The organism is Tateyamaria sp. ANG-S1 (assembly GCF_000814025.1).
Taxonomy (GTDB): Bacteria; Pseudomonadota; Alphaproteobacteria; order Rhodobacterales; family Rhodobacteraceae; genus Tateyamaria.
Genome location: NZ_JWLL01000006.1, coordinates 942106 through 967254, shown reverse-complemented (window position 1 = coordinate 967254; position 25149 = coordinate 942106). Strand labels below are relative to the sequence as shown.

Below are 25149 nucleotides of genomic sequence, written 5' to 3'. Positions count from 1 at the left end.
CCCGTAACCGCAGAATGGAGAGCTTCACATGACCCGCAACCTTGGACAGATTGACCGTATCGCCCGTTTTGTCATCGGCGCGCTTTTGATCGTGCTGGCGGCCCTTGGCACCATCGGTGTCTGGGGCTTTGTCGGTGCCATTCTGGTCGGCACTGCTTTCGTCAACTTCTGCCCGATCTACCGGGTGCTTGGCCTGAAGACGTGCCAAGACTGCTGACGCGGCTCGTTTGGATCATCGCGGCCGTTGGGTTTGCCGCGATGATCTTTCTGATTGGGACGCTTGTTGTCTTTGCTTGAGGTCACTGCGCCGCGATAGGACGGCGCGCGAGTTGGCATTGGGTCCAGAGGGTTTCCAAGGCTGACACGAGGTGATCCACGTCTGCCGCCGAGTGCACGGGCGACGGTGTGATGCGCAGCCGTTCAGTGCCTTTGGGTACTGTGGGATAGTTGATCGGCTGGATGTAGATGCCGTGGTCGCGCAGCAGCGTGTCCGAGATGAATTTGCATTTCACCGGGTCGCCCACCATCACCGGGATGATGTGGCTGGGGTTGTCGATATGCGGCAGGCCGATGGCGTCGAGGCGCGCGCGGACCTCTGCCACGCGGGCCTGATGGGCGGTGCGTTCTGCGGTGCTAGATTTCAGGTGCCGCACCGCTGCCGCTGCGCCTGCCGCGACGGCCGGGGGCAGGGCGGTGGTGAAGATGAAGCCACTCGCGAAGGAGCGGATGTAGTCGCAGAGGGCTGCGTCGGCCGCGATGTAGCCGCCCATGACGCCGAAGGCTTTGCCGAGCGTGCCCTCGATCACGGTCACCCGGTCCATCAGACCTTCGCGTTCGGCAATGCCGCCGCCGCGTGGGCCGTAGAGGCCGACGGCGTGGACCTCATCGAGATAGGTCATGGCGTTGTAGCGGTCGGCGAGGTCGCAAATTTCAGCAATCGGGGCGATGTCGCCGTCCATGGAGTAGACGGATTCGAAGGCGATCAGTTTGGGTGCGTTGAGGGGCAGGGCGGCGAGTTTGACTTCCAAATCGGCAAGATCGTTGTGCTTCCAGATTTGCCGCGCGGCCTTCGAATGCCGGATACCTTCGATCATCGAGGCATGGTTGAGCGCATCGGACAGGATCGTGAGGCCGGGGATGCGGGCACCCAGGGTGCCGAGCGTGGCCCAGTTTGACACGTAGCCGGAGGTGAAGAGGAGCGCGTTTTCCTTGCCGTGCAGGTCGGCGAGTTCCGCCTCAAGTCGCACGTGGTCGTGGGTCGTGCCGGAGATGTTACGCGTGCCGCCTGCGCCCGCGCCGGTGCGGTCGAGGGCGTTGTGCATTGCCGCCAGAACGTCGGGGTGCTGGCCCATGCCGAGATAGTCGTTGGAGCACCAGATGGTGACCTCGCCCGGTCCGTTGTGGCAGGTGGCATTGGGGAAGGTGCCGCGGTGGCGTTCCAGTTCCGCGAACTCGCGGTAGTTGCCGCTGTCGCGCAGGGTGTCCAGTTCGGTTTTGAAGAAGTCGGTGTAGTTCACGTCAGAAATCCGTTGCCTCGGCCACGATGTCTTTCAGCAGGTCTTCGACCGCTTGCATGGGTCCGTCGGGGTAGTCGCGGTGGCCGATCATCACGCCATCCGCGTTTTCGGCCACGAAGATGCCATAGGGGCAGTGGACGATGTTCATCGGGTCCGCCTCCATCACCTGGCGTGAGATGACGGCGGAGCAGAAGATGAAGATGTCGGCATCGCTGAAAATCACCGTGTCGCTGCCGACATCCGCGCCCGTGCGGTTCAGCATGTCGCCCACGTGGCTGACATAGTCGATGACCAGCCCGCGGTTCACGATGGCGGTTTCGACCGCGAAGGTCGCGTCGTCGAAGGTGCCGTCATAGGGGGTGACGAGCGCTTCCTCCGCCCATGTGGGCGTCGTCAGCAGTGCCAGCGCGAACACGGATCGCAGCATCGTTTCCCCCTATGTGGTGCTTTACGCCTTGGCCCCGAACATGTCAGCGGTGATGCCCGCGTACCAGCCTTCGGATTCCTCGTAGGTGGCTTTGCGCACATCCGCGCTTTCGCCGGTTTGCGAGATGAAGCCGTCGACCTTGGCGATCTTTTCTGCTGTCGCCTCGTAGGTGGCACCGACTTTGACGCCGTCATTGGTTTCGATCAGTGACCAGCAGGTGTTGGAGAACTTGGCCGGGAAGACCTTGGACCCCGTCAGCGCACCGCGCACGGCATTGGCGCAGACCTTGGCCTGGCTGTTGGCCGAGAAGCCGGATTTGGGCATGTCGCCCTGTTGGCTGGCGTCGCCGAGCACGTAGACATCCGGGTCCATCTTCGACGACATGTCTGCCGCGTTGACCGGGGCCCAGTTGCCGTCTGTCACGCCCGCGATGTCCGCGATGCGGCCCGCTTTCATGGCGGGGATGACGTTGGCGACGTCAACTTTGGTCACCTCATCGTCGATGGTGACGGTCATGGCTGCGTGGTCCACGGACACGTTGCCGCCGCCAAAGTCTTCGCCCACCCAATCGACCATACCTTCGTAGTGGTTGTTCCAGCCTTCCTGGAACAACGCCATTTTTGAGAATTTGGGCTTGGGGTCGGCCACGATGATCTTGGCCGTCGGGTTGTTGAGTTTGAGGTAGTGCGCGACCATCGAGACGCGCTCGTAGGGCCCTGGCGGGCAGCGGTAGGGGTTGGGTGGGGCGACCATGGCAAAGGTGCCGCCTTCGGGCATGGCTTTGAGCTGCGCCTTGAGGAGTTCGGTTTGCGAGCCTGCCTTGTAGGCGTGGGGCATGGCGTTTTGCGCCGATATGTCCCAGCCGGGGACGGCCATGTCGACAAAGTCGATACCGGGGCTGAGGATCAGCTTGTCATAGTTGAGCGTGCCGCCGCCTGCGAGCGTAACCGTCTTGGCGTCGCGGTCCACGCCCACGGCCCAGTCGTGCAGGACGTTCACGCCTGCAGCGGCGAGGCCACCGTAGCTGTGCCCGATCTCGTCAATAGTCTTGAAGCCGCCGAGATATAGGTTGGAGAAGAAGCAGGTGTAGTAGGTGCGTGTCGGTTCGATCAGGGTGGTGTCGATGTCGCCCTTGCTGTCCTTGGCGATGTAGCGGGCTGCTGTGGCCCCGCCCGCGCCACCGCCGATGACCACGACGCGGGGTTTGCCCTGCGCGCGCACCATCGGAGCGGCGAGGGTTGCCGCCGCGACGGCGGATGTGCTCAGAAATGTCCGTCTATTCAATGTCATGTTCGTTCCTCCCAATGCGCCTCAGTTTTCGAGGTCTTTGAAATACGCGGCGAGTGCCGCGATCTCTTCGTCGCCCAGCCGCCCGGCGATCATCTGCATGACCGGATGGTTGCGCTTTTTCGTCTTGTAGGCGTGCATAGCGACGACGAACTGATCCTCGGGCCAGAGCGTGATTGACGGGATGCCGTCGTCGCCGCCCGCGGCCTGGTGGCATGTGGTGCATTCGCCGCTGAGATAGGCGCCGTATTCCGGGTCGCCGACGAGGGCGAGGATGGCCGGGTCGAGGTCGTGGTCGATGCCTTGAGCAGTCGGGTCCGCCTCGGGGATGTTGGCGGGGTCGTCGGAGTATTGCCGCAGGAAGGCGATCAGGTGTGTCCGGTCCTTGGCGTTTTTCAGGCCGCGGTAGCTCATCCGCGTGCCGCTGGTCATGGCGCGCGGGTTTTCGAGGAAGGTGTCGAGGGTTTCGGCGTGCCATTCGAGGCCGCCTGCGCCTGCGCGCTGGAAGCTCTTGGAGTAGCGGAAACCGTCGAGGCCCGCCGCCTTGCGTCCAAACAGGCCGTTGAGATGTGGGCCGCTGCGGTTCGTGGCGCCTGCGCCGATCTGGTGGCAGCTTTTGCATTGTTGGAAAAGCTTTTGGCCTTTTTCGACGTCGCCGGGGTCCGCGAGCGCGGGCAGGGCGGCGAGGGCCGCCGCTGCCAGATATGCGGCGAGTGCCCTCACTCGGCGAAGCTTTCGAGATAGGCGGTGATGGCGGTCAGGTCCTCTTCCTTTTTCAGACCGGCGAAGGCCATTTTGGTGCCCTTCATGTATGCCTTGGGCTTGGCGAGGAAGGCGGCGAGGTCTTCGGGCGTCCATGTGCGCCCTTCGGCGTTGGCCTCTTGGAACACGTCGGAGTATTTGAACCCGTCGGCTGAGCCCATGGCGCGGCCCATCACGCCGTTGAGTTGTGGGCCGGATTTGTGTTTGGCCCCGTCGCCGACTGCGTGGCAGGCAGAGCATTTGCGGAAGACCTTTTTGCCTTGGGTGAGGAGCGCGTCGCCGTCATTTACCGCAGCCTTGGTGACTGTTGGGGCAGGGGTGGCGGGTTTGGGCGTCGCTTCGGCGATGAAGGACGGGCCCGCGGCTGAGAAGGTGGGTAGGTCGTCGACCGTTCTCGCATGGTTCATGACCGAATTGGACCCACCCTCTGGCGGGGTTTCGACGAAGAAGACGGAGCGCATGGTGACTGCGACCTCTTCCTTGCAGTTTTCCATGCAGGGTTCGGTCCGCCACTTGGCGTATTCCTGTTCGGCCCGGTCATCCACGATAAAGCCGTCCGCATTGTGCATGGGCACGTCGAGGAACGTGTCGCGGCTGAGGACGAAATCATCGTCCACAAGGTCGTTGGAATAGAGGATGTAGGCGACGATGGCGTAAGTGTCGTCGGGTGTCAGTGTGCCTGCCGCGCCAAAGGGCATGGAGCGGTGGACATAGTCCCAGACGGTCGAGAGGTACGGCCAGTAGCTGCCCACCGTCTTGACCGGGTCCTTGTCGCCCAAGGTGTCGAAGCCACCGGCGAGGACGGGCCAATTGTCGACCCCTTCTGCAAAGTCGCCGTGGCAGGAGGCACAGTTTTCGACATAGACTTCCTCGCCCGTCCAGACATCGCCGCTGCCTTCGGGCAAGCCGCGCCCGTCGGGCAGGATATCGACGTCCCATGCGGCGATCTCTTCTGCGAGCGCCGCGCGCCCGAGGCCGTAGCGTCCGTCCATCTGTGGCGCGGGTTGGGTGGCGCTGGCGGTCAGAAGCTGCGCTTGGGTGTTGGCCTGGATCTCGGCCACTTTGGCTTCCAGTTCGGCGGCGCGGGTCGCTTCGGCTTTGGCCTTGTCCGATGCGGCGCTCGCCTGCGCGCTCACCTGATCCACGCGCGTCTCAAGCGTGTCGATCTTGTCGGCGGCGTAGTCGCGGTTCATCACGCCGAATGCGACGCCCAGAACCAGTGCCGTACCCCCGAGCGCGGGGAGGAGGAGGTTAGGAGACTTCGACATTCTCGGCGATCCCTTCTGCGTTCACGTACCAGGTCTGGATACAGTTGTTGTGGTAGACGGAGTTCTCGCCCCGCTTGTCGCGCAGCTGCGCCTTGGTCGGTTGGACATATCCGGTGTCATCGATGGCGCGGGATTGCAGCAGCATCGGTGCGCCGTCCCAATCCATGTCGAGGTAGAAGCGGGTAAGCGCTTTGGTGTCGCCCTGCTTGCCCAGACGGGCGGTTTCCCAGGTGATGCCGCCATCCTTGGAGACATCAACGCGCGTGATCTTGCCATGGCCGGACCAAGCCAGCCCCGAGATGACCAGCGGCCCCTTGCCATGGGTGATCGGCATTTGCGGGCTGGGGGAGGTGATGACGGATTTGGCGTCCATCTCCCATGTCCATTTGCGGGCGGTGCCGTCTTCGAGCACGTCGGTGTATTTCGAGGTTTCCTCGCGGCTTTCCACGGCCATGTCGGTCACTTCGATGCGGCGCAGCCACTTGACCCACATGTTGCCTTCCCACCCGGGCACGACGAGGCGGACGGGATAGCCATGTTCCATCCGTAGCGCCTCGCCATTGGCTTTGAAGGCGACAAGCACATCATCAAGCGCCTTTTCCATGGGGATCGAGCGGCCGTTGGAGGAAGCATCGGCGCCCTCTACATAGACCCATTTGTCGGCGCTGATGTCCGCGCCCGCCTCTTGCAGCAGGGTGCGCAGGGGGACGCCGGTGTATTCCATGTTGTGGATCATGCCGTGGGTGAACTGCACGCCGTTGAGCTGCGCGCCCGCCCATTCCATGCCGGTGTTGGCGGCGCATTCGCAGAAATAGACGTGGTTTTCACGCGGGAAGCGCATCAGGTCGTCATAGGTGAAGACCAAGGGCTGATCGACAAGGCCGTTGATCATCAGGCGGTAGTCGGGCTTTGACAGCTCGATCGCGCCCGAGTGGTGCCGTTCGAACGCGCAGCCTTGGGGCGTGATCGTGCCGTCGAGCGCGTGGATGGGTGTGAAGTTGATGGACGAGATGGGCGAGGCGGTCAGCCATTCGACATTGCGGCGGACCACGTGGGATTCGAAGCTGATCGGCATGCCGTAGGGTGTTTCATCCACGCCGACGCCGGTGTAGCTGGCCCAGTCCTGCAATTCAGTGATCAGCGGGTCCGGGCCGTTTGCGCTGGCGGCACCGGCCACTGTGCCTGCGGCGACCGCCGCACTGCCACGCAGGAATGCTCGCCGGGAAGGTTTAAATGTGTCATCCATGGTGTTGAATCCGTTGGTTAAACGCCTGTGACGGTTACGCTGTTATTGTCGGGTTTGACGGTGACGGTGCCCATCTTGGCGATGTGGCTCTCGACCACATCCCAGATCTGCGGCCCTTCGGTGCCTTCGTTGACCGAGGCCCAGCCTGCGACCACGTAGTTGCGGGCCGGGTCGATGGGTTCGCCGGTGGAAAGCAGTGTCATATCGCTGATCCGACTGCCCTGTGGCTGGCTGACGTCGATGCTGTAGCCAAGCCCGCCGGTGCGGACCATGTCGCCGCCCTGTTGGTAGTAGGGGTCGGGGTTGAAGATGTTGTCGGCCACGTCCTCCAGCACGACTTTCAGGAATTCGCCCGTCATTTCCGTGCGGTAGGCTTTGCCATAGGTCATGGAGGTGACGTTGAAGATATCCTCGCGCGTGATGTCCTGACCGGGGATTAGGGACGGGCCCCAGCGGACGCCGGGGCTCAGCGCGATTTCGGCATCCCGTTCGGACAGCAGCGCGTCGCAAATCAGGTCATCCCACGTGCCGTTGAAGTTTCCGCGACGGTAGAGAAGGCTGTCGGTCTGGCCGATCACCTCTGACAAGTCGGCCTGCAACGGCGCGCGCTGCTCGTCGATCAGCGTGGCCATGTCGGCATCGGGAGAGATGACGTCGGAGAAGATCGGGATCAATTTGGACCGGTAGCCCATCATCCGACCGTCGCGGATATCGAGGTCAATGCGCGTCACGAACTTCCCGTTCGAGCCGGAGGGGAAGATCAGTGTTTCGCCTGACAATACGGGTTCGGGCAGAGCGTCATGGGTGTGGCCCGACAGGATCACGTCGATCCCGCTGACAACCGTTGCCATCTTCTTGTCCACATCAAAGCCGTTGTGGCTGAGCACGACGACGCATTCGGCGCCAGCCGCGCGGACCTCGTCCACCATGGCCTGCATGTTTTCGTCCCGGATGCCGAAAGCGTATTCGGGGAACATCCAGCCGGGGTTGGCGATGGGCATGTACGGAAACGCCTGGCCGATGACAGCGATCTTGGTGCCGCCGCGTTCGAACATCTTGTAGGGCGGGAACAGGTCGGTCGGTTCGTCCCATTCGACGTCAAAGATGTTTTGGCCGAGGGCGGCGAAGGGCAGGTTTTCCACCAACTCGTTTACCCGGTCGGAGCCGAGGGTGAATTCCCAGTGGAAGGTCATGGCGTCGGGTTCGAGCGCATTCATGACGTTGACCATGTCCTGCCCTTGGGTCTTGAGGCAGGTGTAGGAGCCGTGCCACGTGTCGCCGCCGTCGAGCAGGAGGGCGTCAGGTCGGTCGGCGCGGATTGCCTTGATCACCGTGGCGACCCGGTCCATGCCGCCGACGCGGCCGTAGCCTTGGGCGAGGGCGGAGAAGTCGCCCGACGACAGCGCGTAGTGGCTGGGGCTGCCGTCTTCGATGCCGTAGAGCTTGCGGAACTCGGCGCCCGTGACGTGGGGCACGGCCCCCTTGTTGCCGCCGACGCCGATGTTGATGGATGGTTCGCGGAAATAGATGGGCTTGAGTTGCGCGTGGATGTCTGTGACGTGGATCAGAGACACATTGCCGAAGGTGTCGAATTGCAAGAGCTGGTCTTGCGTCAGCGTCTGTTGTGCGGCCAGCCGCGCCCAGTTGCCGAAACCGAATGTGCCCAGAAGGGCCGAGGCCGCCATGCCCACCTGCAGAAAATCACGCCGCGAGATCATGTGTGATCTATCCCCTTATACATATGCGTATGTTTGAATTTATACGCGAAGAAAAGACCCCGCGCTGGAAAACGCGAGGCCCTTGGATTGGTTAGTTGCGCACCGACGGTGTTTCGACCGACAGGCCCTGACCGCGCGAGGCGAGGTACAGTTCCAGCGCCTTGAACTCGTCGCCGCCCTCGGCAAAGGGGGTAGCGCGGATGTTCTTCATGCAGCCCTTGAAGCGCCCGTGGATCGAGTTCAGCTTGGCGTTTTTCAGACGGTAGGTCGGAAAGCCGTTGATCTGGCCCTGGCTCAGATGGTCGGCGCGGATCATCATGCCGTAGTTGTCTTCGTGACAGTTCGAGCAGGACATATCCAGCTGGCCGACGCGGGTGTAGTAAAGCTCTTTGCCCTTTTCCCAGTAGGGGGCGGCGTCACCGTCGATGGCGACATCCATGGGCATTCCGCGCGATTGCAGACCGATCAAGGCGGTCATCGCGGTCATGTTGCCCTTGGACCACTTCCATGGTTCCGCCCCCATACGTTCGGTGCGGCAGTCGTTGATCAGGTTTTCCATGCTGACCAATTCGCCGTCCTGAACGCGGGGAAGCTGCGTGCGCAGGCCCGCGAAATCCTCGACATTCTCGTGGCAGGACGAACACGCCTTGCCTTCGGTCCCGTCAACTTTGTCAAAGAGATCAATACCCTGATCCACAAAGACAAAGGCGGGGTTGTCGAAATCGTCGGTTTCCAACGCCTGCGTCTCGCCCGAGCGGAAGCGCCAGCCGGAATAGATGGTGTCGAGGTTCTCCATATGGGCCGGGGCTGCGGCCTCGGTCACCATATCCTCACCCTCGATGGTCAGGCTGTTTTGGTCCTGGGCTGCGGCGGTGCTGGCGATGCCTGCAACCACCACGGCAATCCATGGTTTCATGTTCATGTTGTCCCTCCCTGGCTGACCCCTGCGGGCCTGGCTGGATCGTGCCCCTTGTTGATCAGGAGACTTCGATCTTTTTCGATGTGTCGTAGACGTCGCCGTCGTCGTCGTACCATGTGAAGGTAAACTCACCGGATTCCGGCACGACCGCTTCGAACTGGAAATACGGGTTGGTCGAAATCGCGGGTTCGAGCGTCACGTCGATGACGTTCTGGCCGTTAAAGTCAGCCGTAAAGCGGTTGATGATCGAGCGGGGGATGATGTTGCCATCATCGTCCTTGCGCTGACCGCTTTCCATTTTGTGGCTGATCAGGGTCTTGATCGTGATCGTTTCGCCAGCCGAGGCTGTTTTCGGGACTTTAACGCGGGGTTTTACGCCGGATGCCATGTGTTCTCTCCGATTGTCTGAGCGCCGTTTGAGGGCGCGTATCTCTGGGATCAGCCGCCGCAGCCGCCGATGGTCACTTTGACGTTGGCCGATGCCTTCTGGAACGACCCGTCCTCCATCTGCGCGATGGCGACGACGTTCTGGGTTGTGGCCAGACGGATGCGTGTGGAGGCGCTGCGCGAGGCGCTGAGCGGTCCGAACTTGAAGGTCGCCACGTTGGGCACTGGATTGCCGTCGGCAAAAAGCGTGATGGCCACAGCGCCGGGTGCATCGACCTCGATCGGGACAGTATTGCCGTTCTCGGCAATCTCGGGGGCGGTCAGGGTGATTGCCCCTTCGCCCAGGGCTGCGCCGCCCGTCAGTTCTGTAATCGCGTCATCGGTCAGTGAGGCGAAGGCGGGCAGGGAGCCCATGGCCGTCGCGGCCACCCCGGCGGAGCTGAGGATCAGCAGGTTGCGCCGTGTCAGTTTCATGTCATGTCTCCTCAGGTCTCGGGAAATTACTGCTCTTTGAGCGTCATCAGGTAGGCGACCACATCCTCGACCTGTTGGGCGGTCAGGATGGATTGGCCGGCAAAGTCGTCGAGCGGACGGTTGTATCCTGCATCGACGTAGAAGGCGGGCATGATCGTGCCCTCGAACATCATCTTGGAATTGGTGACGATGCCGCGCAGTTCGGCCACGGTCCAACGATCCGCAACGCCGTCCATGGGCGGGCCGACTTCACCGTGAAAGCTTTCCTCGGCCAGATCGGCGTTCATGTGGCAGGCGAGGCAATTGCCCTGCTTGCGGTTTGCGAACACCTTGCGGCCTTCCGCTGCATCACCGGGCTGGCCGGTCAGCGACTGTTCGACGGTGCCGTCCACAAACGCCACAGCGGTTGGTTTCACGTCTTCTGCGATGGCAACCGTTCCAGCCATCAGTGCAGCGAAGACCCCTCCAAGTGCATGTTTCATGCGCCCTCCCTTGGTCGATTCTTGGCTTTATTTTTCTGCACACTATCGTACACATTCTCGTGTACGCAACATCAAATTCAACTACTTGAATTTTTATATTTGTTCGCAGGCGCAGCATTTGGCGCAAGATTTTGGCTGCAGGTGCAGAAAGGGTTCAGCCCTTCTGCGCTTCGAATTTGCGGGCTTGGTACTTCTGAAACGGCTCGTCGCTGTTGTACCCTTTCTCGACCACCCAGTTCAGCATGTTGAAGGTGGTCCAGCGGCCAAAGGCGCCGGGCATGTTGGCAACAGCCGCCTCGTTCGCCTTCTGATCGGCAGCAACTTCCTCGGGGAAGAAATAGATGTTTGGCGTAAAAAGCGCGCCCCAACGTTTCACCATGTCCTTCTCGGGCAGGGTGGTGCCGTCGAAATCCGTCACCTCTACATCGCCGAACATGTTGATCTGCACGACAAAGAAGTTGTCCTCGATGTACTGTTCGATCTCGGGGATGACGAACACCTCTTCGTGCATCTTGGTGCAGTAGATGCAGCCGCGTTGTTCGACCAGGATCATCAGGCGCTTGCCCTCGGCGTTTGCCTCTTCCAGATCCTCGGTCAGATCCTTGAACGTGTCACGCATCCAGGGCGCTTTGTGCAGGCCGTCATCGCCCAGTTCGGCAGCACCGATTGGCAGGGCAAGTGCGAGCGTGGTCAGCAGTGCAATCAGGTGTTTCATGGTCTCCTCCCAGAGTTACCCAACGGTGCTGAACCACGGGATGTGTTCCAGCATCCATTGCGCGATGTAGTTGATGGAATTCGTGGCGATCAGGACGCCGAACAGGATCAGCAATGCGCCCATCGTCTTTTCGATCAGGCCCAGATGGCGGCGGAACCGGGCCATCCACGACATGAACGGACCGATGAACAGGGCGGCAGCAATGAAGGGCAAGGTCATTCCCAGCCCGTACACAAAGAGCAGGCTCGCCCCTTGGCTCGCGGTATCCTGACCAGCGGCAGTGAACAGGATGGCGGCCAGCACAGGGCCGACACAGGGTGTCCAGCCAAAGGCGAAGGCGAGGCCGATGACGAAGGCGCCAAGCAGACCGACATTCGACGTGTTGCCCGCATCAGCGCGGAACTGGCGGTAGAGGAACCCGATGCGGATCACGCCAAGGAAATGCAGCCCCATCGCGATGATGACGGCCGCCGCGATCCAGCGCAGGACGTCGAAGTATTCGCGGACCATCTGGCCGAAGGCGGTGGCCGTGGCGCCGAGACCCATGAAAACCGTGATGACGCCGAGCGCGAAACAGCAAGCAGCCAGAAACGCACGCATCCGCACCTCGCGGGAAATCTCGGCCTCTGCCGAGATCTGGTTCATGCCGACGCCAGCAAGATAGCTGAGATAGAAGGGCACGATGGGCAGGATACAGGGCGACAGAAAAGACAGCAGACCGGCCAGCAGGGCGCCCAAAAATGTCACATCAAACATTGCCCCTGCGTCCCTTGTCTTGAGATATTCAAGAATTAGATTATGATTAATTGTCGAACGGCGTCAATCGGAGCAGTCTGTTGAAACTCTTGCGCATGATGGCAGTGGCGGCCCTCGGCGGCCTGCCGCTGGGGGGGTGGGCGGACACCTATCTGCTGATGGCTGAAGAGGACGGGTGCTATTGGTGCGGCAAGTGGAACGAAGAGATTGCGCACATCTATCCCAAGACGGTGGAGGGGCAGGCGGCCCCCCTGCAACGCTATGACCTGCATGCCGAAACGCCCGATGTGGCGTTTACGCAGCGGGTGCATTTCACGCCCACTTTCGTGCTGGTGCAAGACGGGGCAGAGGTGGGCCGGATCGAGGGCTATCCGGGAGAGGATTTCTTCTGGGGCCTGCTCACGATGATGTTCGAGCGCGCGAACATTCCCTTGGACAACAGAGGTTAACACGGTATGTCGCTGGCTATGTCAACGGAACCTGACACGCAGACCACCACGCCTTCGCGCCTTCCTGTCTTTGACCCGGACATGTGTCCCGAGGACATGGACAAGATGATGCGCAACGCGCAGGCCGCGTCGAACTTCCTCAAGGCGATCAGCCATGAGGGGCGGTTGATGATCCTGTGCCACCTCGTGTCGGGCGAAAAATCGGTGACCGAGCTTGAGGATTTGCTGTCTGCGCGGCAGGCGGCGGTGTCCCAGCAACTCTCCCGTCTGCGGCTCGAAGGGCTCGTGAAACCCCGCCGCGAGGGCAAGGCGATTTACTACAGCTTGACAGATGACCGACCCAAGCAAATCATGGAAGTCGTCTATGACCTGTTCTGCAGGGACGACTGATCGCACGCTTCGCCAGCGTACGGTCCTCGGGAGGAAGCCGTTATGCTGGACACGCTTGGAGAAGCGAACACCGTTGTTTTGATTGGACTTTTTGGCGGGATCGCCTTGGGGCTCGCTGCCCGTATCGGGCGATTTTGCACGCTCGGCGCGTTCGAAGATGTGCTCTACGGCTCGGATGACAGACGTTTGCGTATGTGGGCGCTGGCCATCGGTGTCGCCATCATCGGCACGCATCTGGCCATGGCGTTTGGGCTGTTTGAGGCGTCCGAAGCGGCCTATCTCGACCGTGTCTGGAACCCGGCTGGTACCATCGTCGGCGGGCTGATGTTCGGCTACGGCATGGCGCTGAGCGGCAATTGCGGCTACGGCGCTCTGGCACGGCTGGGCGGCGGCGATTTGCGGTCCTTTGTCATTGTGATCGTCATGGGGCTGTCGGCCTATTTCGTGATGTCAGGGCCATTGGCACACGCCCGCATCTGGCTGTTTCCGGTTGAGTTGGATGCAACCGGCCCGCAAGGGCTGAGCCAATTGATCGAGGCGCAGTTCGGTCTGTCAGCGGCCATGACCGGGATCGTGATCGGAGCCCTTGTGATCGCGGCTGGCCTTTCGAGCGCGCACATGCGCCGGTCGCCGCAGCACCTGTTCTGGGGTACGGTTGTTGGGCTTGCCGTAGTGTCGGGTTGGATCGGCACCTACTGGGTCACCACAACCGGCTTTGAGGCTGAACCGATCGAGACCCACAGCTTCGTCGCCCCCATTGGCGACACGTTGATCTACATGATGACGGCGTCCGGCAATACGCTGTCTTTCAGCGTTGGATCGGTATTTGGCGTTATGATCGGTGCGGCGCTGGGCTCTTACTCCAAGGGGCATTTCCGTTGGGAGGCCTGCGAAGACCCGCGCGAGTTGCGGCGTCAGATCGGGGGGGCTGCGCTGATGGGACCGGGTGCCATACTCGCTGTGGGATGTAGCGTGGGGCAGGGGCTCTCTGCCTTCTCAACGCTGGCCTTCAGCGCGCCGGTTGCGTTCGTTGCCATCTTCATTGGGGCAAGTCTGGGGCTGAAGCAGCTGATTTCCGGGTTTACGCCCGCGGAATAGCGCAGGTTTAGGCTGTCGCGCTCAGGACGGCGGGCTCGGGCACCACATGGCCAACCATGGTGATCAGCTCACGCAGATCCACGGGTTTGCGTAGAACCATCCGTGCATTGCGGGTCATGGTGAACAACTCGCCCTTGGCAAAAAGCCCGCTGCCCGTGACATAGATCACTTCGGCATCCGGGGCGGAGTAGCCCGCGTAGTTCGCGACATCGGTCGACAACCCACCATCCACCATCAGGTCAAGCAGCAGAACATCGGGACTGCAACGGCGCAACGCATTCATGGCTTGTTCGTTGTCGGAGGCAATGTGCACTTCGTGCCCCGCATCTTCCAATGCTTCGCTGAACGTGAATTGCAAGCCGGGGTCATCTTCAAGCACCAGAACTACAGCCATGAACAACTCCGCTTTCGTACAACAGACATCTAGGTGTCACAGATTAAAAAAATGTTTAACACACCGTCCATTGCGGTAAGAAGTCCATGTTTTCTAAAAATATCGCAAAATTCAGAATTCGTTACACGCTCTATTTAAAGAATTGAAAGTAATATGAAATTCGGATCCGCTTTCGCCATCCGAGGAAGCTGAAATGGTCCATCCGTGCCGCCTGCACACTTCGGCGCAGGTCGATAGCCCCATACCTGTGCCTTCAACCGATGCGTGTAGCCGTCGAAATGGCAGGAATATGCCCTTGGCCTGACCGGGATCGAATCCGCTGCCATTGTCCGAAATGGTAAGCAGTGGCGCGCTGTCCACACCAGCCTCCAGCGCGACCTCAATCCGCAGCTTACGGTCCGGATGTCGATATTTCACAGCATTGCCCAGCAGATTTTGTAGCATCATGCGCAGCAATGTCGGTTCTGCCATCACGGTCCAGGTGGGGCACGCGATGTTTACTTCTATCTCGTCGGCCGTCATCCCGATCAGCACGTCCCGGCGAACGTCCTCCAGCGCGATGCGAAGGTCAATGGGCTCCGCCGCGACCTCGGCAGACACTGACCGGGCATGTTCCAGGAAATCCGAGGTCAGGCTGTCCATCTGCCCTGCCGCGCGGCGCATGACATCCAGATATTCATGGGCCTTCTCGGGTAGGTTGTCGCCAAACCGCGAGGCAAACAGCTGCAGCATCCCCGAGATTGTGCTGAGCGGGGTTCTCAGGTCATGTGACGCCTGATGTGCAAAGGCCTCCATCGCAATCAGAGAGGCGTTCAGATCAACAAATCGTTCTTCGATCGCGGCAAGATCATCCCGTGCGGCAACCCGGCGGCGGTTCATCTGCTCAAGCGCTTCCGCCGCCGCCTTCAGATGATCCTGCGTCAGCAGATACAGCCGTTGTCCGAGCGTGCTTGAGCGCAGCAAGGCAACCCGGAACAGGGTCGGGCGGACGGACCCCGCGCCGTGCAGGGTCACCATCGGCAGTTTCATGGAACTGCGTGCGGCCCCTTTTTTCAGCGCTTCCATCGTTTCTTCGTGGGTCAGCTTGGTCAGCTTGTGAAGCCCAATCCCGCGCAGACCATCCGGCTCAGCCGCTTTCGAGCGGAAATACATGCGTTCCGCGCGCCTGTTGCAGACCAGCACGCGCCCCTCCTGATCGATCAGAAGCGTCGCATAGGGCGAGGCGAGGAAGGCGGCGCTGAGCGTATCGCGGTCCACGTCCGCATCGGCAGGCAGCAGCTCCAGCGCCCGATCGACATCCTGCGAGTACCGGTTTTTTACAAGACGCGCCGTGGTCATCATGTTCATGTGGTATGTTCCGCTCAATTCCGATCCAGCCGATATTGAGCAGAGTTGGTGAACGGAGGGTTAACCCGCCGATTGAACCTGTTCGGCGTCGTGTTTTTCCGAAACCTCGTGGGCGCCAAGAACCCGCAAACTGCCGAAGACATGGCTGATGCGGCCCGTATCAGACGACCGTGCCCGCCCCAGACACGTGCAGGCTAAGCGCACACCCGTATCGCCCACCAGGGTCACGGTGCGATCAAACGGTGTGCCGCGTTCCAGTACGGCCTGGAAATCGTCAGCAAGTGCAGCGCGCTCTTCTTCGACAACCCGGGTCAACAGCGCCTCGACCGATGGTGTATGGCGTTCGGTGTCGAAATCCAGGATTTCGAACATCGCCTTGCTCCAGAGGCCAGTATTGTTTTCGATGTCAAAGGAATAAAAGCCGATGCCAAGGTCATCCTGCACGGCTTCCAGGCTGGACAGCTGAATGTCGCGGGCCAGACCAACAGCATCATTCCAGGTTACGCCAACCATCTGTACCGGCTCGCCTTCGGAATCGCGGATCAGCGTTATGCTGCCCTTGGTCTTCACGATGCGGCCCTCCGGGCCGAAGATGCGCGCCTCGTATGTCTTGAACGTTCCGTCTGCCAGAAGCGCATCGATCATCGCGCGATAGGACCCCCGGTCGGCCGGGTGGATCATGTCGATCGTCTCTTCCCATGTGGGCATATCGCCCGAATCCGAGCGGCCATGCATGGCGAACATGTCCTTCGACCACGTCAATTCACCGGTATCGAGGTTGTGCGACCAATGCGCGATATTGCTGGCACGGCTCATCATATCGACAATCAGGTTCATTGGATCACTGATGTCTTTGGTGACGGTGATCGACAAGCCAATCAGCTTGCGATGCACGTCGTGCACGGGCGACATCAGCATCGTGTAGTAGCGCCCATGCGACAGGACGGGCACGCGCCGGGGCTCTTGAACACGCAGGACGGTGTTCGCAATCGGTGCCAGCGCGGGAAAGCCCGCAGGCAGGTTGCATTGGCTCAGGTGGATGCCTGTGGGCGGGATCTCTCCCACCCCGAAAAAGTCCATGGCCACGTGTGACATGCGCCGAACCATCAGGGCCTGATCGGCAAGGGCGACGGAGTAGGGGGCCGACGTCATGGTCGCTTCCAACTCGGACGCCAGCGCCTGACGCTCCGCCGAACTGATCTGCAATTCCTCGTTGACGGTCAGCAATTCCTCGTTCGTGGACTGCAACTCCTCGTTGGAGGTTTCCAACTCCTCGTTGGTGGCCTGGAACTCTTCGTTGGTGGACTGAAGTTCCTCGTTCGAAGATTGAAGCTCTTCGTTCGCGGTTTGCAGCTCTTCGATGGTCTGTTGCAGGGCCTCCTGCGTGGACTTGATCTCAAGCTCCATCTTCTCGACGTAGGCGCGATGATCAAGCTTCGCGATGTCCTCAATGGACGCTTCGCCCACCTCTTCGAACTTGGAGTTGACAGCGATCAGGCATTGCGGCTCGCCACCGCGCTGGCTGATGAAGGGAAAGACCTGCAATTGCACATGGTTGCCGACCGGCAACGACACCTTGTGCCATCTGCCCGTGCGTCTGGCGCTGTTGCGTATGGCAACTGCCATGAGACTCATCGCCTCAGTCCGCAGCGGGTCGATCAGCATCCGCACATTCAGCGATGTCGAGGCGCCCGCCCGAATTTCCATGAACGGGCTCAGATCGCCCAACACCTCGATGATGTTGCCGTTCTGCGTGCAGATCATGCCATCGGGGGCCACAGCGCGGGCCAGCGACAGGTCGCGACGTTCGCCTTGCACCGTCTTGGCCTGCGCTTTGTCTCCGGCGGGATAGGCGCGCATGCCGCCCCGGTATCCCCGCACCGTGGAATCGATGGACAACTCACCGGAAATGCCACGCCGCTTGATAAAGACCTTTTCGGCCCCCTGACGGCCTTCAAAGAATACCCCCATCTCGCCTACTGTTTCGGAGGTGCCAACAAACAAAAGGCCGCCTGCCGCCATGGCGTAGTGCAACCGGCTGAGCACGCGCTCCTGCAAGGCAAGGTTGAAATAGATCAGCAGGTTGCGAATGCTGACCAGGTCCACGTTGATGAACGGGGGATCCTGGAAAACGTTGTGGTGTGAAAACAGGGTGGCGGACCGCAGCTCGGGGCGTACGGTGATTTCTGTGTTGCCGACGCTGAAATACTTGCTCAGCAGCTTGACCGGAATGTCCGAGGCCGCGGCGATGGGGTAGATCCCACGGCGCGCGACATCAATGGCGTTCTGGTCGATGTCGGTGGCAAAGATCTGCACGTTTCGGCGGGCGAGCATATCAACACCGCCGAGAACCTCGGCCAGAATGATGGCGATGGTATAGGCCTCTTCGCCGGTCGCGCAGCCAACGACCCAGACCCGGATCGGTCCGTCATCACGTCCGGCCAACTGGGCTTCGACCTCGCGGTGGAGTTTGTCGAACTGGTCCGGATCGCGGAAAAAGCGCGTGACCGAGATCAGGAGATCGCGGTGCAGCGCGTCGACCTCGGGCATGTTGGTGCGGCAATAGTCGACATAGTCGTCGTAATTCTGGATGCCGAGCGCCGTCATGCGCCGCGCGATGCGGCGGTTCAGTGTGTTTTCCTTGTAGTCGGCGAAATCCACCTGAGTGCGGGCCAGCAGGATGCCAAAGAGCTCGCCCAGGGGCTTCGGTTCGTCCTGAAGGCTGCGCAATCCGTCGAGGTTGCGGGGCTGCGCCAGGATCTTTTCAAGATGCGTGCCGATCTGTTCCGGCGACAGGGTCAGGTCGATGCAGCCCGTCTCGATGGCCGAGGTTGGCATGCCGTCATATTTCGCGCTCGCCGGGTCCTGCGCGATGGTGATGCCGCCCACCTCGCGGATGGCCTGCACCCCGTAGCTGCCATCGGATCCGGTGCCGGACAGCACGATGCCCATGCAGTTTTCACCCTGTTCGTTGGCGAGGCTCTTGAACAGGCGGTCGGCTGAAGGCTTGGGGGACGCCACGTGACCGGACGGGTTGCGCAAGCGCAGAATGCCGCTTCCCAGAACCACATCGGTGTTTGGCGGGGTCACGTAAATCGACCCACGCTCCGGTTCGGTTTCGGCGCTCAGCTCCAGCACGGGCAGGCTGGTTTCGCGGGAAATCAGCGTTGACAGCACGCTTTTGTGCGTGGGCGACATGTGCTGCGCGATGACATAGACCGCGTTGGCCTCTTGCGGCAGGTTTTGAACCAACAGCGATACCGCTTCCAGCCCGCCTGCCGATGCAGCGATGCCAATCACACGCAAGGGTTCTTTTGTTCGCGCTTCGGTGGTATCGTTTGAGGGAGTGGTGGTCTTCTGTTCAGGCGTATCCGCGCTCATTCAGTCCTCGGGTATTCTTCGCGGCGATGCGCTCGTCTCTATGGATGGGGTCAGTGGACCTGGCAATACTGATCTATCAGTTCCATCAGGTGCCCGGGCGACACCGGTTTGCTGGCGTAGCCGTTCATGCCCAGCTTCTCCACCACGCCGTCATCATGGTAGTCGATGTCGGCCGTCACGGCGATGATAGGAACGGCGTTCGGCGGAACCTGTGTGCGGATATACTTGGCCGCATCAATCCCGGACATCTCCGGCATGTGCAGATCCATTAGAACCAGCCCGTAATCTTCGGGGTTTTCATCCAGTGTGTCGCAGCCCTGTTTGCCATTCTCGGCAATGTCCACATGGACGCCAAGCATGTCGATCACTTCCTTCATCATGAAGCGACTGAACTGATCATCCTCGATCAGCAGAACTTTCTTTTGATGTTGCATTGGGTGTGTCCTGACCGACAGCGCGCACCATTCAACTAGTGCGACATACTTAGCATAACAAATAAATGTCTGACCCACCATCCCTTTGCACAAAAGGCCCTGCGACAGTTTCTGCGTCCCATCTGAAGGGGGTCATTCGCCGCCATTGTAAATTTGCGCGAACCGGCGCGCCAAGGCCCTTGCACACAGGCCTCACGCTGCATAGAAGGGCGCGAATTTACGAACAGCCCCCGGTCAGGGGGCTTTAATGCTATGGGAGCACACATGCAGGTCACCGAGACGCTGAACGAAGGGCTGAAACGCGGTTACGCCATCACCGTGACCGCCGCCGAGCTGGACGACAAGGTCAACGAAAAGCTGACCGAGGCGCAGCCCGATGTCGAGATGAAGGGCTTTCGCAAGGGCAAGGTGCCCATGGCCCTGCTGAAAAAGCAGTTCGGCCAGCGCCTGATGGGCGAAGCGATGCAGGAAAGCATCGACGGCGCCATGAACAAGCATTTCGAAGACAGCGGCGACCGCCCCGCCATGCAGCCCGAGGTCAAGATGACCAACGAGGACTGGAAAGAAGGCGACGACGTGCATGTCGAGATGTCCTATGAGGCACTGCCCGAGATACCCGAGGTTGATCTGGGCAAGGTGTCGCTGGAGCGTTTGGTTGTGAAAGCCGACGACGCCGCGGTTGACGAAACACTGGGCTCGCTGGCCGAGAACGCGCAGGACTTCAAGGCCCGCAAGAAAGGCTCCAAGGCCAAGGACGGCGATCAGGTCGTCATGGACTTTGTGGGCAAAGTCGACGGCGAAGCGTTCGAAGGCGGCTCCGCCGAAGACTACCCGCTGGTGCTGGGGTCGAATTCCTTCATCCCCGGCTTCGAAGATCAGTTGGTCGGTGCGAAGGCGGGCGAAGAAAAGGCCGTGACCGTCACATTCCCCGAAGACTATCAGGCTGAAAACCTGAAAGGGAAAGAAGCCGTCTTTGATTGCACCATCAAAGAGGTCAAGGAACCCGTCGCCGCCGAGATCGACGACGAGCTGGCCAAGAAATACGGGGCCGAAGATCTGGCCGGTCTGAAGTCCCGCATCTCCGAGCAGCTGGAAAGCGAATATGCCGGTGCCGCCCGCGCCGTGATGAAGCGCGCGCTGCTGGACCAGTTGGACGACCTTGTGAAGTTTGACCTGCCGCCCTCGCTGGTGGAAGCCGAAGCCAAGCAGATCGCCCACCAGCTCTGGCACGAGGAAAACCCCGAGGTCGAAGGCCACGATCATCCTGAAGTCGAGCCCACGGACGAGCACAACACCCTGGCAGAGCGCCGCGTGCGCCTGGGACTGTTGCTGGCCGAGCTGGGTCAGAAGGCCGAGGTCGAAGTGACCGACGCCGAGATGAGCCAGGCGATCATGCAGCAGGCGCGCCAGTATCCTGGCCAGGAACGCCAGTTCTTTGAATTCGTTCAGCAAAACGCCCAGATGCAGCAGCAACTGCGTGCTCCGCTGTTCGAGGACAAGGTGGTTGATCACATCGTCGAGAACGCCACTGTCAGCGACAAGGAAGTCAGCAAGGACGACCTGCAAAAGGCCGTCGAAGCGCTAGAAGAAGAAGACAGCTAAGCCAACCTGTCAGACGTTACACAATAGGAGGGTCGCACCGTGATCGGTGCGGCCCTTTTCTTTTGGCGGGGTGCGCACCGGTCGGCGGTCACGCGCGGGCCCCGGCGGTCCACCTGTTGTGGCGGGGCACACGACCCTATCTGTTGCCTATCGTCGTCATGAAAGGACAAGACATGGCCGCAACGCTCACCCGCTTGAACCCCGACACCCTGCCGGATCCCAGTGACCTCGGCTATTCGCAAATCTCGATCGCCGGTCCGGGCAGGCTTGCCTTTGTGTCCGGTCAGGTCGCCCTGTCTACAGACGGAAGCGATGCACCGTCATCGCTTGACGGGCAGGTGGCAAAGGTCATCGAAAACCTGAAGCATGCGCTGGCGGCCCTCTCGGCGAAACCGCAGGACATCGTGCAAATGCGTATATACATGACGGACCTCGATGACGAAGCGATGTCAGTCGCCATGCCACCGCTCACGGCGTTCCTGCAAGGCGCCCGACCGAGCGTCACGGGTATCGGTGTGGCCGCCCTCGCAATGCCGGGGCTCAAGATCGAAGTCGAGATGGTGGTGCATCTGCCAGCGGAGAGCGCAGGCTAGGTCAAAATGCGCTAAGATCCTGTAGCGTATAGCGATTGCGGACTGGAAAGTTCGGGTCTTCCTCGAACCGGACATCACTCACCAGACAGCCCGCCCCGCAAATCAGCCGCGCCTCCTGTGCGCGGGCATCAATGTACCATAGCCGCCCGCCCGGCGTAGCGATGTATCCATCGGTGCCGTCCTCAATGTCCGTGCGCATGTCATCGAAGGACGGGATTTCGGTCAGGTAGTCCGGATCGTAGGCCGCATGGGTGTGATACGACGCCAGAACTGTCACATCGCTTCCCGCACCTTGGGGTGGCAAACAACTGATCGCCGTCCCGCGCCGCGCCGTCGTCGCCACGTAGTCGCCAGACGCATCAACCCCGATCAGGCCGCAATACTCCCGGCCTTCATCAATCGACCGCACCTGTAAGTCGTTGAAGAGATCAGTGGCAAAGGCGACTTCGGCAGCAGTCTGCGGAATGGGGCGGGGGGCCATCACGATGTCGGCCACATTCAAATGCGAAGGCAGGGCATCGCAGGCGGCAGTCAGAAAGAGGCACAGGCCAAGATATCGTGTCATGCGGCGCAGACTGGCGACAGGACCCACAAAGGTCAAACCGCATCGGCAAAGAAAAACCGCGCCCGAATGGGCGCGGTTTCTATTCGGTCGGTTGGGCCTAAGGTCAGGCTTTGGGCTCGTCTTCTGCCGGTGCCTCTTCGGTGGCAATGCCAGCGGTCTCAGCCAGCTCTTCGTCGTCGGATGCGGCGGCACCGATATCGTCGAACAGCTCCTGGATTTCGAACTCTGCAGCGGCTTCCTCTTCGGCGGCCAGCTCTTGGATCGACTTGCCCGAGGCTTGCAGCTCGGCTTCTTCTTCCGAGCGGGCCACGTTCAGCTTGATGACCACGTCCACTTCAGGGTGCAGGGTCACGTGCACGTCGTGCAGACCCAGTTCCTTGATCGGGTTCGGGATCACGATCTGCTTACGATCGACACTGAAGCCTTCGGCGGTTGCCACGTCGGCTGCGTCACGGGGCGTGACGGAGCCATAGAGGTTCCCACCATCGGAGGCTTGGCGAATCACGACGAACTGCTGGCCGTCCAGCTTTTCACCGAGGGCCTCGGCCTCTTTCTTGGTTTCCAGGTTGCGGGCCTCCAGCTGTGCTTTCTGCGCTTCAAAATCGGCGATGTTCGCCTCAGAGGCGACCAGCGCTTTTTTCTGCAGCAGCAGGTAGTTCCGGGCGTAGCCAGGCTTGACGTCCACGACGTCGCCCATCTGGCCCAGCTTGGCCACACGTTCGAGAAGGATAACTTGCATGTCAGTCGCTCCTTATTTCACGGCGTAGGGCAGCAGCGCCAGGAAACGGGCGCGCTTGATGGCACGGGCCAGCTCGCGTTGCTTCTTGGCCGATACGGCAGTGATGCGCGAAGGCACGATCTTGCCACGCTCAGAGATATAGCGTTGCAGCAGGCGCGTGTCCTTGTAGTCGATCTTGGGTGCGTTCTCGCCCGAGAAGGGGCACACTTTGCGACGGCGGAAAAATGGTTTTGCAGCCATGGTTTAGCTCCCTCTCCTTAGCGGCGCTCGCGACGGCTGTCGCGTTCGTCACGTTTCTGCATCTGGATCGAGGGGCCTTCGGCGTGCTCGTCCACCTTGATCGTCAGAACGCGCATGACGTCGTCATGCAGGCGCATCAGGCGCTCCATCTCCTGCACGGCGGCAGCGGGGGCGTTGGTGCGCATATAGGCGTAGTGGCCCTTGCGGTTCTTGTTGATCTTGTAGGCCATGGTCTTCACACCCCAGTACTCGTTGTCCACGAGGGTGCCGCCATTGTCCGACAGGACGGTGCCAAAATGTTCGATGAGACCCTCGGCCTGCGTGTTCGACAGGTCCTGACGGGCAATCATCACATGCTCATAAAGAGGCATGGACTTCTCCACTTCTATCAAGGCGCATTTCATAGACCGGCCATCAAAGCCCTGCGGGTCGGTCACGAGAGACTGCGCGGCAAAACGGATTTGCAGGGATGCGCCCGTATACACCGCTGGGCTTGCAACGCAAGGGTGGATTGGCCCCGTGCGCCTATCACGGCCTTTTCACGTACAGGTCGTATTTTGGTCACGTTTTGCAGACACCAAGGCGATTAACCAACCTGGAGGATCACTGCCATGACTGCCACGTTCGACGCTACCACCGACACCAACGACTGCAACGCACCAAGCGCCCGGATGGACACAGCCACCGTGGCGCGTTTCGCCATGCGCACGGCGGGTGTCGTCCTCGTGTTGGCTGCCATCGGCGTCTGGTTGGAACCCACCGCGCATGCCGGGCCTGACCTTTTGGTGATGAAACTCGCCGTCTCCCTGTTCCTGAGCCTTGCTGGTTTCATGATCCTGCAGGACCGCCGGGTGCAGGAATCCCCGGATGTTGAAATCGACACTGTGCGCCGCGAAGTGCGCGTGATTGCCCGCAACGTGCGGGACCGCAAGCTGGTGCGCCGCATCGCCATCCGCGATCTGGGCAAGGCCGAGATGCTTGGCGACCGCGTCGTGCTCAAGGCCGCCAACGGGGACATGCTGGCCGATGTCTCCCTAGCCGATGCACGGGTCCGCAGCAGCCTCTGCCACGCCTTGCAGGATGCCGGGAAACTGTAACACCTGAGCCTCGCGCTTTATGCGGATCGGCGATGTTCAGCCATGCGCACAATATGTTGAGGGATGTGCAGTTGCTTACAGGGGCGGGTGCGACATCTTATCGTGGTATTGCAACTCTTGTGGAGCCCCTGCCATGAAACCCCTTCTCCTCGCCTCGGCCCTTGCCGCTTCGGCGTCGCTCGCTGCCGCCGCTGAACGCTATACGCTGGATGCCAGCCACAGCCAGGTCATCTTCTCCTACAGCCACCTTGGTTTTTCGACCACATTCGGCATGTTCTCCGGCTTTGAAGGCGAGATCATGTTCGACAAGGACAACCCCGCCAATTCCAGCGTGAACGTGTCGATGCCCACGAAGTCGATGTTCACCGGCTGGGAGGCGCGTGAAGAACACTTCATGTCTGACGACTTCTTTGGGGCAACGGACGAGGACCTGATCACCTTCACCTCGACCAGCATCGAAGTGACGGGCGAAGATACTGCGCTGATCACCGGTGATCTGACGATGAACGACATCACGCAGTCGGTTGTTCTGGACGCTACGCTGAACCAGACCGGCCCATATCCGTTTGGCCCTCAACAGGGCACGCCCACCGCAGGCTTTGACGCGACGACCACGATCCTTCGGTCCGATTTCGGCGTCGGCGCCTTTGCCCCAGCCGTGAGCGATGAGGTTGAGGTCCAGATCTCCATCGAAGCGCTGCAGGCCGAAGCCAGCTAAAAACCCACTCACGGAACAGAGAAGGCCGCGCATCATTGCGCGGCCTTTTTTGGTTGCTGCTGCCGGATGGGCGCGCCGTTGGCGCGACATGATTTTATTCAGGAGGGCCTTTTCAGACCCTCCTGGATGTGCCTCCGGCGGTGG

Annotated in this window: 29 protein-coding genes; 8 read left to right on the top strand and 21 right to left on the bottom strand. The window is 60.8% G+C overall.

The window, feature by feature from the left end; all coding sequences use genetic code 11:
• The first annotated feature begins 28 nt into the window (after window positions 1-28).
• Entirely contained in the window at window positions 29-217 is a 189-nt protein-coding gene (locus tag RA29_RS16145) for a DUF2892 domain-containing protein (RefSeq protein ID WP_039687598.1), read from the top strand.
• A gap of 82 nt (window positions 218-299) precedes the next feature.
• On the opposite strand, the gene hemA is transcribed toward RA29_RS16145, so the two are convergent.
• The 13 genes from hemA to RA29_RS16080 all read right to left on the bottom strand — a co-directional run bounded on the left by hemA (window position 300) and on the right by RA29_RS16080 (window position 11958).
• The gene (gene hemA / locus RA29_RS16140) at window positions 300-1517 is read right to left on the bottom strand and encodes a 5-aminolevulinate synthase (RefSeq protein WP_039687596.1); all 1218 of its coding nucleotides are present in this window, start codon (window positions 1515-1517) and stop codon (window positions 300-302) included.
• 1 nt (window position 1518) lies between these two features.
• On the bottom strand, window positions 1519-1944 hold the full coding sequence (locus RA29_RS16135; RefSeq protein ID WP_039687595.1) for a hypothetical protein: 426 nt from the start codon (window positions 1942-1944) through the stop codon (window positions 1519-1521).
• A gap of 21 nt (window positions 1945-1965) precedes the next feature.
• Window positions 1966-3234 (bottom strand): NAD(P)/FAD-dependent oxidoreductase, encoded by a 1269-nt coding sequence (locus RA29_RS16130; protein ID WP_039687594.1) that lies wholly within the window; start codon window positions 3232-3234, stop codon window positions 1966-1968.
• A 21-nt stretch (window positions 3235-3255) separates the two neighbouring features.
• Window positions 3256-3954, bottom strand: a complete 699-nt coding sequence (locus tag RA29_RS16125) for a c-type cytochrome (RefSeq protein ID WP_039687593.1) — start codon at window positions 3952-3954, stop codon at window positions 3256-3258.
• Window positions 3951-5261 carry a c-type cytochrome gene (locus RA29_RS16120; RefSeq protein WP_039687591.1) on the bottom strand — a complete coding sequence of 437 codons (1311 nt, stop codon included), beginning with the start codon at window positions 5259-5261 and terminating at the stop codon, window positions 3951-3953. Before RA29_RS16120 ends, RA29_RS16125 begins: the two co-directional genes overlap by 4 nt.
• Complete coding sequence (soxC, locus tag RA29_RS16115; RefSeq protein ID WP_039687589.1) at window positions 5245-6507, bottom strand: sulfite dehydrogenase; 1263 nt, start codon at window positions 6505-6507, stop codon at window positions 5245-5247. Before soxC ends, RA29_RS16120 begins: the two co-directional genes overlap by 17 nt.
• Window positions 6508-6524: 17 nt before the next feature.
• On the bottom strand, window positions 6525-8225 hold the full coding sequence (gene soxB, locus RA29_RS16110; RefSeq protein ID WP_039687587.1) for a thiosulfohydrolase SoxB: 1701 nt from the start codon (window positions 8223-8225) through the stop codon (window positions 6525-6527).
• Window positions 8226-8316: 91 nt separating this feature from the next.
• Window positions 8317-9147, bottom strand: coding sequence for a sulfur oxidation c-type cytochrome SoxA (gene soxA / locus RA29_RS16105; RefSeq protein WP_039687573.1), 831 nt, complete (start codon window positions 9145-9147; stop codon window positions 8317-8319).
• A 55-nt stretch (window positions 9148-9202) separates the two neighbouring features.
• Window positions 9203-9532: a thiosulfate oxidation carrier complex protein SoxZ gene (gene soxZ / locus RA29_RS16100; protein ID WP_039687568.1), complete on the bottom strand. Its 330-nt coding sequence runs from the start codon at window positions 9530-9532 to the stop codon at window positions 9203-9205.
• Between the two features lie 50 nt (window positions 9533-9582).
• Window positions 9583-10005, bottom strand: coding sequence for a thiosulfate oxidation carrier protein SoxY (gene soxY / locus RA29_RS16095; RefSeq protein ID WP_039687566.1), 423 nt, complete (start codon window positions 10003-10005; stop codon window positions 9583-9585).
• Between the two features lie 26 nt (window positions 10006-10031).
• Entirely contained in the window at window positions 10032-10487 is a 456-nt protein-coding gene (gene soxX / locus RA29_RS16090; protein ID WP_039687564.1) for a sulfur oxidation c-type cytochrome SoxX, read from the bottom strand.
• A 154-nt stretch (window positions 10488-10641) separates the two neighbouring features.
• Entirely contained in the window at window positions 10642-11202 is a 561-nt protein-coding gene (locus RA29_RS16085; protein ID WP_052249685.1) for a thioredoxin family protein, read from the bottom strand.
• A 15-nt stretch (window positions 11203-11217) separates the two neighbouring features.
• On the bottom strand, window positions 11218-11958 hold the full coding sequence (locus RA29_RS16080; RefSeq protein ID WP_039687562.1) for a cytochrome c biogenesis protein CcdA: 741 nt from the start codon (window positions 11956-11958) through the stop codon (window positions 11218-11220).
• Between the two features lie 95 nt (window positions 11959-12053).
• Between RA29_RS16080 and RA29_RS16075 the strand changes: the two genes are divergently transcribed.
• From RA29_RS16075 to RA29_RS16065, 3 genes are read left to right on the top strand one after another with little or no spacing between them, the layout of a single operon-like run.
• Window positions 12054-12407, top strand: coding sequence for a hypothetical protein (locus RA29_RS16075; protein ID WP_039687560.1), 354 nt, complete (start codon window positions 12054-12056; stop codon window positions 12405-12407).
• 18 nt (window positions 12408-12425) lie between these two features.
• Window positions 12426-12797 carry a metalloregulator ArsR/SmtB family transcription factor gene (locus tag RA29_RS16070; protein ID WP_052249709.1) on the top strand — a complete coding sequence of 124 codons (372 nt, stop codon included), beginning with the start codon at window positions 12426-12428 and terminating at the stop codon, window positions 12795-12797.
• Window positions 12798-12839: 42 nt separating this feature from the next.
• Window positions 12840-13895 (top strand): YeeE/YedE family protein, encoded by a 1056-nt coding sequence (locus RA29_RS16065; protein WP_039687558.1) that lies wholly within the window; start codon window positions 12840-12842, stop codon window positions 13893-13895.
• Window positions 13896-13902: 7 nt separating this feature from the next.
• Here the strand turns inward: RA29_RS16065 and RA29_RS16060 are convergent, their stop codons facing one another.
• From RA29_RS16060 to RA29_RS16045, 4 genes are all read right to left on the bottom strand, one after another.
• Window positions 13903-14289, bottom strand: coding sequence for a response regulator (locus RA29_RS16060; protein WP_052249684.1), 387 nt, complete (start codon window positions 14287-14289; stop codon window positions 13903-13905).
• Window positions 14290-14400: 111 nt separating this feature from the next.
• Window positions 14401-15636, bottom strand: a complete 1236-nt coding sequence (locus RA29_RS16055) for a PAS domain-containing sensor histidine kinase (RefSeq protein WP_052249683.1) — start codon at window positions 15634-15636, stop codon at window positions 14401-14403.
• A gap of 60 nt (window positions 15637-15696) precedes the next feature.
• Entirely contained in the window at window positions 15697-19017 is a 3321-nt protein-coding gene (locus tag RA29_RS16050) for a chemotaxis protein CheB (RefSeq protein ID WP_082029554.1), read from the bottom strand.
• 50 nt (window positions 19018-19067) lie between these two features.
• Window positions 19068-19451: a response regulator gene (locus tag RA29_RS16045; protein ID WP_039687556.1), complete on the bottom strand. Its 384-nt coding sequence runs from the start codon at window positions 19449-19451 to the stop codon at window positions 19068-19070.
• A 264-nt stretch (window positions 19452-19715) separates the two neighbouring features.
• On the opposite strand from RA29_RS16045, the gene tig reads away from it, so the two are divergent.
• Window positions 19716-21053, top strand: a complete 1338-nt coding sequence (tig, locus tag RA29_RS16040) for a trigger factor (protein WP_039687936.1) — start codon at window positions 19716-19718, stop codon at window positions 21051-21053.
• 173 nt (window positions 21054-21226) lie between these two features.
• A complete protein-coding gene (locus RA29_RS16035; RefSeq protein WP_039687934.1) occupies window positions 21227-21646 on the top strand; it encodes a RidA family protein in 420 nt (139 codons plus the stop codon).
• A 1-nt stretch (window position 21647) separates the two neighbouring features.
• On the opposite strand, the gene RA29_RS22020 is transcribed toward RA29_RS16035, so the two are convergent.
• The 4 genes from RA29_RS22020 to rpsF form a co-directional block, all read right to left on the bottom strand.
• Entirely contained in the window at window positions 21648-22211 is a 564-nt protein-coding gene (locus RA29_RS22020) for a DUF4329 domain-containing protein (RefSeq protein WP_152613033.1), read from the bottom strand.
• A 103-nt stretch (window positions 22212-22314) separates the two neighbouring features.
• On the bottom strand, window positions 22315-22950 hold the full coding sequence (gene rplI, locus RA29_RS16025) for a 50S ribosomal protein L9 (RefSeq protein WP_039687554.1): 636 nt from the start codon (window positions 22948-22950) through the stop codon (window positions 22315-22317).
• A 12-nt stretch (window positions 22951-22962) separates the two neighbouring features.
• Window positions 22963-23190, bottom strand: a complete 228-nt coding sequence (rpsR, locus tag RA29_RS16020) for a 30S ribosomal protein S18 (protein WP_005608650.1) — start codon at window positions 23188-23190, stop codon at window positions 22963-22965.
• A 17-nt stretch (window positions 23191-23207) separates the two neighbouring features.
• Window positions 23208-23561: a 30S ribosomal protein S6 gene (gene rpsF / locus RA29_RS16015; RefSeq protein WP_039687931.1), complete on the bottom strand. Its 354-nt coding sequence runs from the start codon at window positions 23559-23561 to the stop codon at window positions 23208-23210.
• Window positions 23562-23801: 240 nt separating this feature from the next.
• On the opposite strand from rpsF, the gene RA29_RS16010 reads away from it, so the two are divergent.
• The gene (locus RA29_RS16010; protein WP_039687548.1) at window positions 23802-24287 is read left to right on the top strand and encodes a hypothetical protein; all 486 of its coding nucleotides are present in this window, start codon (window positions 23802-23804) and stop codon (window positions 24285-24287) included.
• A 133-nt stretch (window positions 24288-24420) separates the two neighbouring features.
• Window positions 24421-25005 carry a YceI family protein gene (locus RA29_RS16005; RefSeq protein WP_039687546.1) on the top strand — a complete coding sequence of 195 codons (585 nt, stop codon included), beginning with the start codon at window positions 24421-24423 and terminating at the stop codon, window positions 25003-25005.
• Window positions 25006-25149: the final 144 nt, after the last annotated feature.

Excerpts from the sequence above, each read along its gene's own strand:
- RA29_RS16145 (WP_039687598.1), top strand. The coding sequence starts at position 29 with ATGACCCGCAACCTTGGACAGATTGACCGTATCGCCCGTTTTGTCATC.
- RA29_RS16135 (WP_039687595.1), bottom strand. The coding sequence starts at position 1,944 with ATGCTGCGATCCGTGTTCGCGCTGGCACTGCTGACGACGCCCACATGG.
- RA29_RS16130 (WP_039687594.1), bottom strand. The coding sequence starts at position 3,234 with ATGACATTGAATAGACGGACATTTCTGAGCACATCCGCCGTCGCGGCG.
- RA29_RS16120 (WP_039687591.1), bottom strand. The coding sequence starts at position 5,261 with ATGTCGAAGTCTCCTAACCTCCTCCTCCCCGCGCTCGGGGGTACGGCA.
- soxC (WP_039687589.1), bottom strand. The coding sequence starts at position 6,507 with ATGGATGACACATTTAAACCTTCCCGGCGAGCATTCCTGCGTGGCAGT.
- soxB (WP_039687587.1), bottom strand. The coding sequence starts at position 8,225 with ATGATCTCGCGGCGTGATTTTCTGCAGGTGGGCATGGCGGCCTCGGCC.
- soxA (WP_039687573.1), bottom strand. The coding sequence starts at position 9,147 with ATGAACATGAAACCATGGATTGCCGTGGTGGTTGCAGGCATCGCCAGC.
- soxZ (WP_039687568.1), bottom strand. The coding sequence starts at position 9,532 with ATGGCATCCGGCGTAAAACCCCGCGTTAAAGTCCCGAAAACAGCCTCG.
- soxY (WP_039687566.1), bottom strand. The coding sequence starts at position 10,005 with ATGAAACTGACACGGCGCAACCTGCTGATCCTCAGCTCCGCCGGGGTG.
- soxX (WP_039687564.1), bottom strand. The coding sequence starts at position 10,487 with ATGAAACATGCACTTGGAGGGGTCTTCGCTGCACTGATGGCTGGAACG.
- RA29_RS16085 (WP_052249685.1), bottom strand. The coding sequence starts at position 11,202 with ATGAAACACCTGATTGCACTGCTGACCACGCTCGCACTTGCCCTGCCA.
- RA29_RS16080 (WP_039687562.1), bottom strand. The coding sequence starts at position 11,958 with ATGTTTGATGTGACATTTTTGGGCGCCCTGCTGGCCGGTCTGCTGTCT.
- RA29_RS16075 (WP_039687560.1), top strand. The coding sequence starts at position 12,054 with ATGATGGCAGTGGCGGCCCTCGGCGGCCTGCCGCTGGGGGGGTGGGCG.
- RA29_RS16070 (WP_052249709.1), top strand. The coding sequence starts at position 12,426 with ATGTCAACGGAACCTGACACGCAGACCACCACGCCTTCGCGCCTTCCT.
- RA29_RS16065 (WP_039687558.1), top strand. The coding sequence starts at position 12,840 with ATGCTGGACACGCTTGGAGAAGCGAACACCGTTGTTTTGATTGGACTT.
- RA29_RS16060 (WP_052249684.1), bottom strand. The coding sequence starts at position 14,289 with ATGGCTGTAGTTCTGGTGCTTGAAGATGACCCCGGCTTGCAATTCACG.
- RA29_RS16055 (WP_052249683.1), bottom strand. The coding sequence starts at position 15,636 with ATGAACATGATGACCACGGCGCGTCTTGTAAAAAACCGGTACTCGCAG.
- RA29_RS16050 (WP_082029554.1), bottom strand. The coding sequence starts at position 19,017 with ATGAGCGCGGATACGCCTGAACAGAAGACCACCACTCCCTCAAACGAT.
- RA29_RS16045 (WP_039687556.1), bottom strand. The coding sequence starts at position 19,451 with ATGCAACATCAAAAGAAAGTTCTGCTGATCGAGGATGATCAGTTCAGT.
- tig (WP_039687936.1), top strand. The coding sequence starts at position 19,716 with ATGCAGGTCACCGAGACGCTGAACGAAGGGCTGAAACGCGGTTACGCC.
- RA29_RS16035 (WP_039687934.1), top strand. The coding sequence starts at position 21,227 with ATGGCCGCAACGCTCACCCGCTTGAACCCCGACACCCTGCCGGATCCC.
- RA29_RS22020 (WP_152613033.1), bottom strand. The coding sequence starts at position 22,211 with ATGACACGATATCTTGGCCTGTGCCTCTTTCTGACTGCCGCCTGCGAT.
- rplI (WP_039687554.1), bottom strand. The coding sequence starts at position 22,950 with ATGCAAGTTATCCTTCTCGAACGTGTGGCCAAGCTGGGCCAGATGGGC.
- rpsR (WP_005608650.1), bottom strand. The coding sequence starts at position 23,190 with ATGGCTGCAAAACCATTTTTCCGCCGTCGCAAAGTGTGCCCCTTCTCG.
- rpsF (WP_039687931.1), bottom strand. The coding sequence starts at position 23,561 with ATGCCTCTTTATGAGCATGTGATGATTGCCCGTCAGGACCTGTCGAAC.
- RA29_RS16010 (WP_039687548.1), top strand. The coding sequence starts at position 23,802 with ATGACTGCCACGTTCGACGCTACCACCGACACCAACGACTGCAACGCA.
- RA29_RS16005 (WP_039687546.1), top strand. The coding sequence starts at position 24,421 with ATGAAACCCCTTCTCCTCGCCTCGGCCCTTGCCGCTTCGGCGTCGCTC.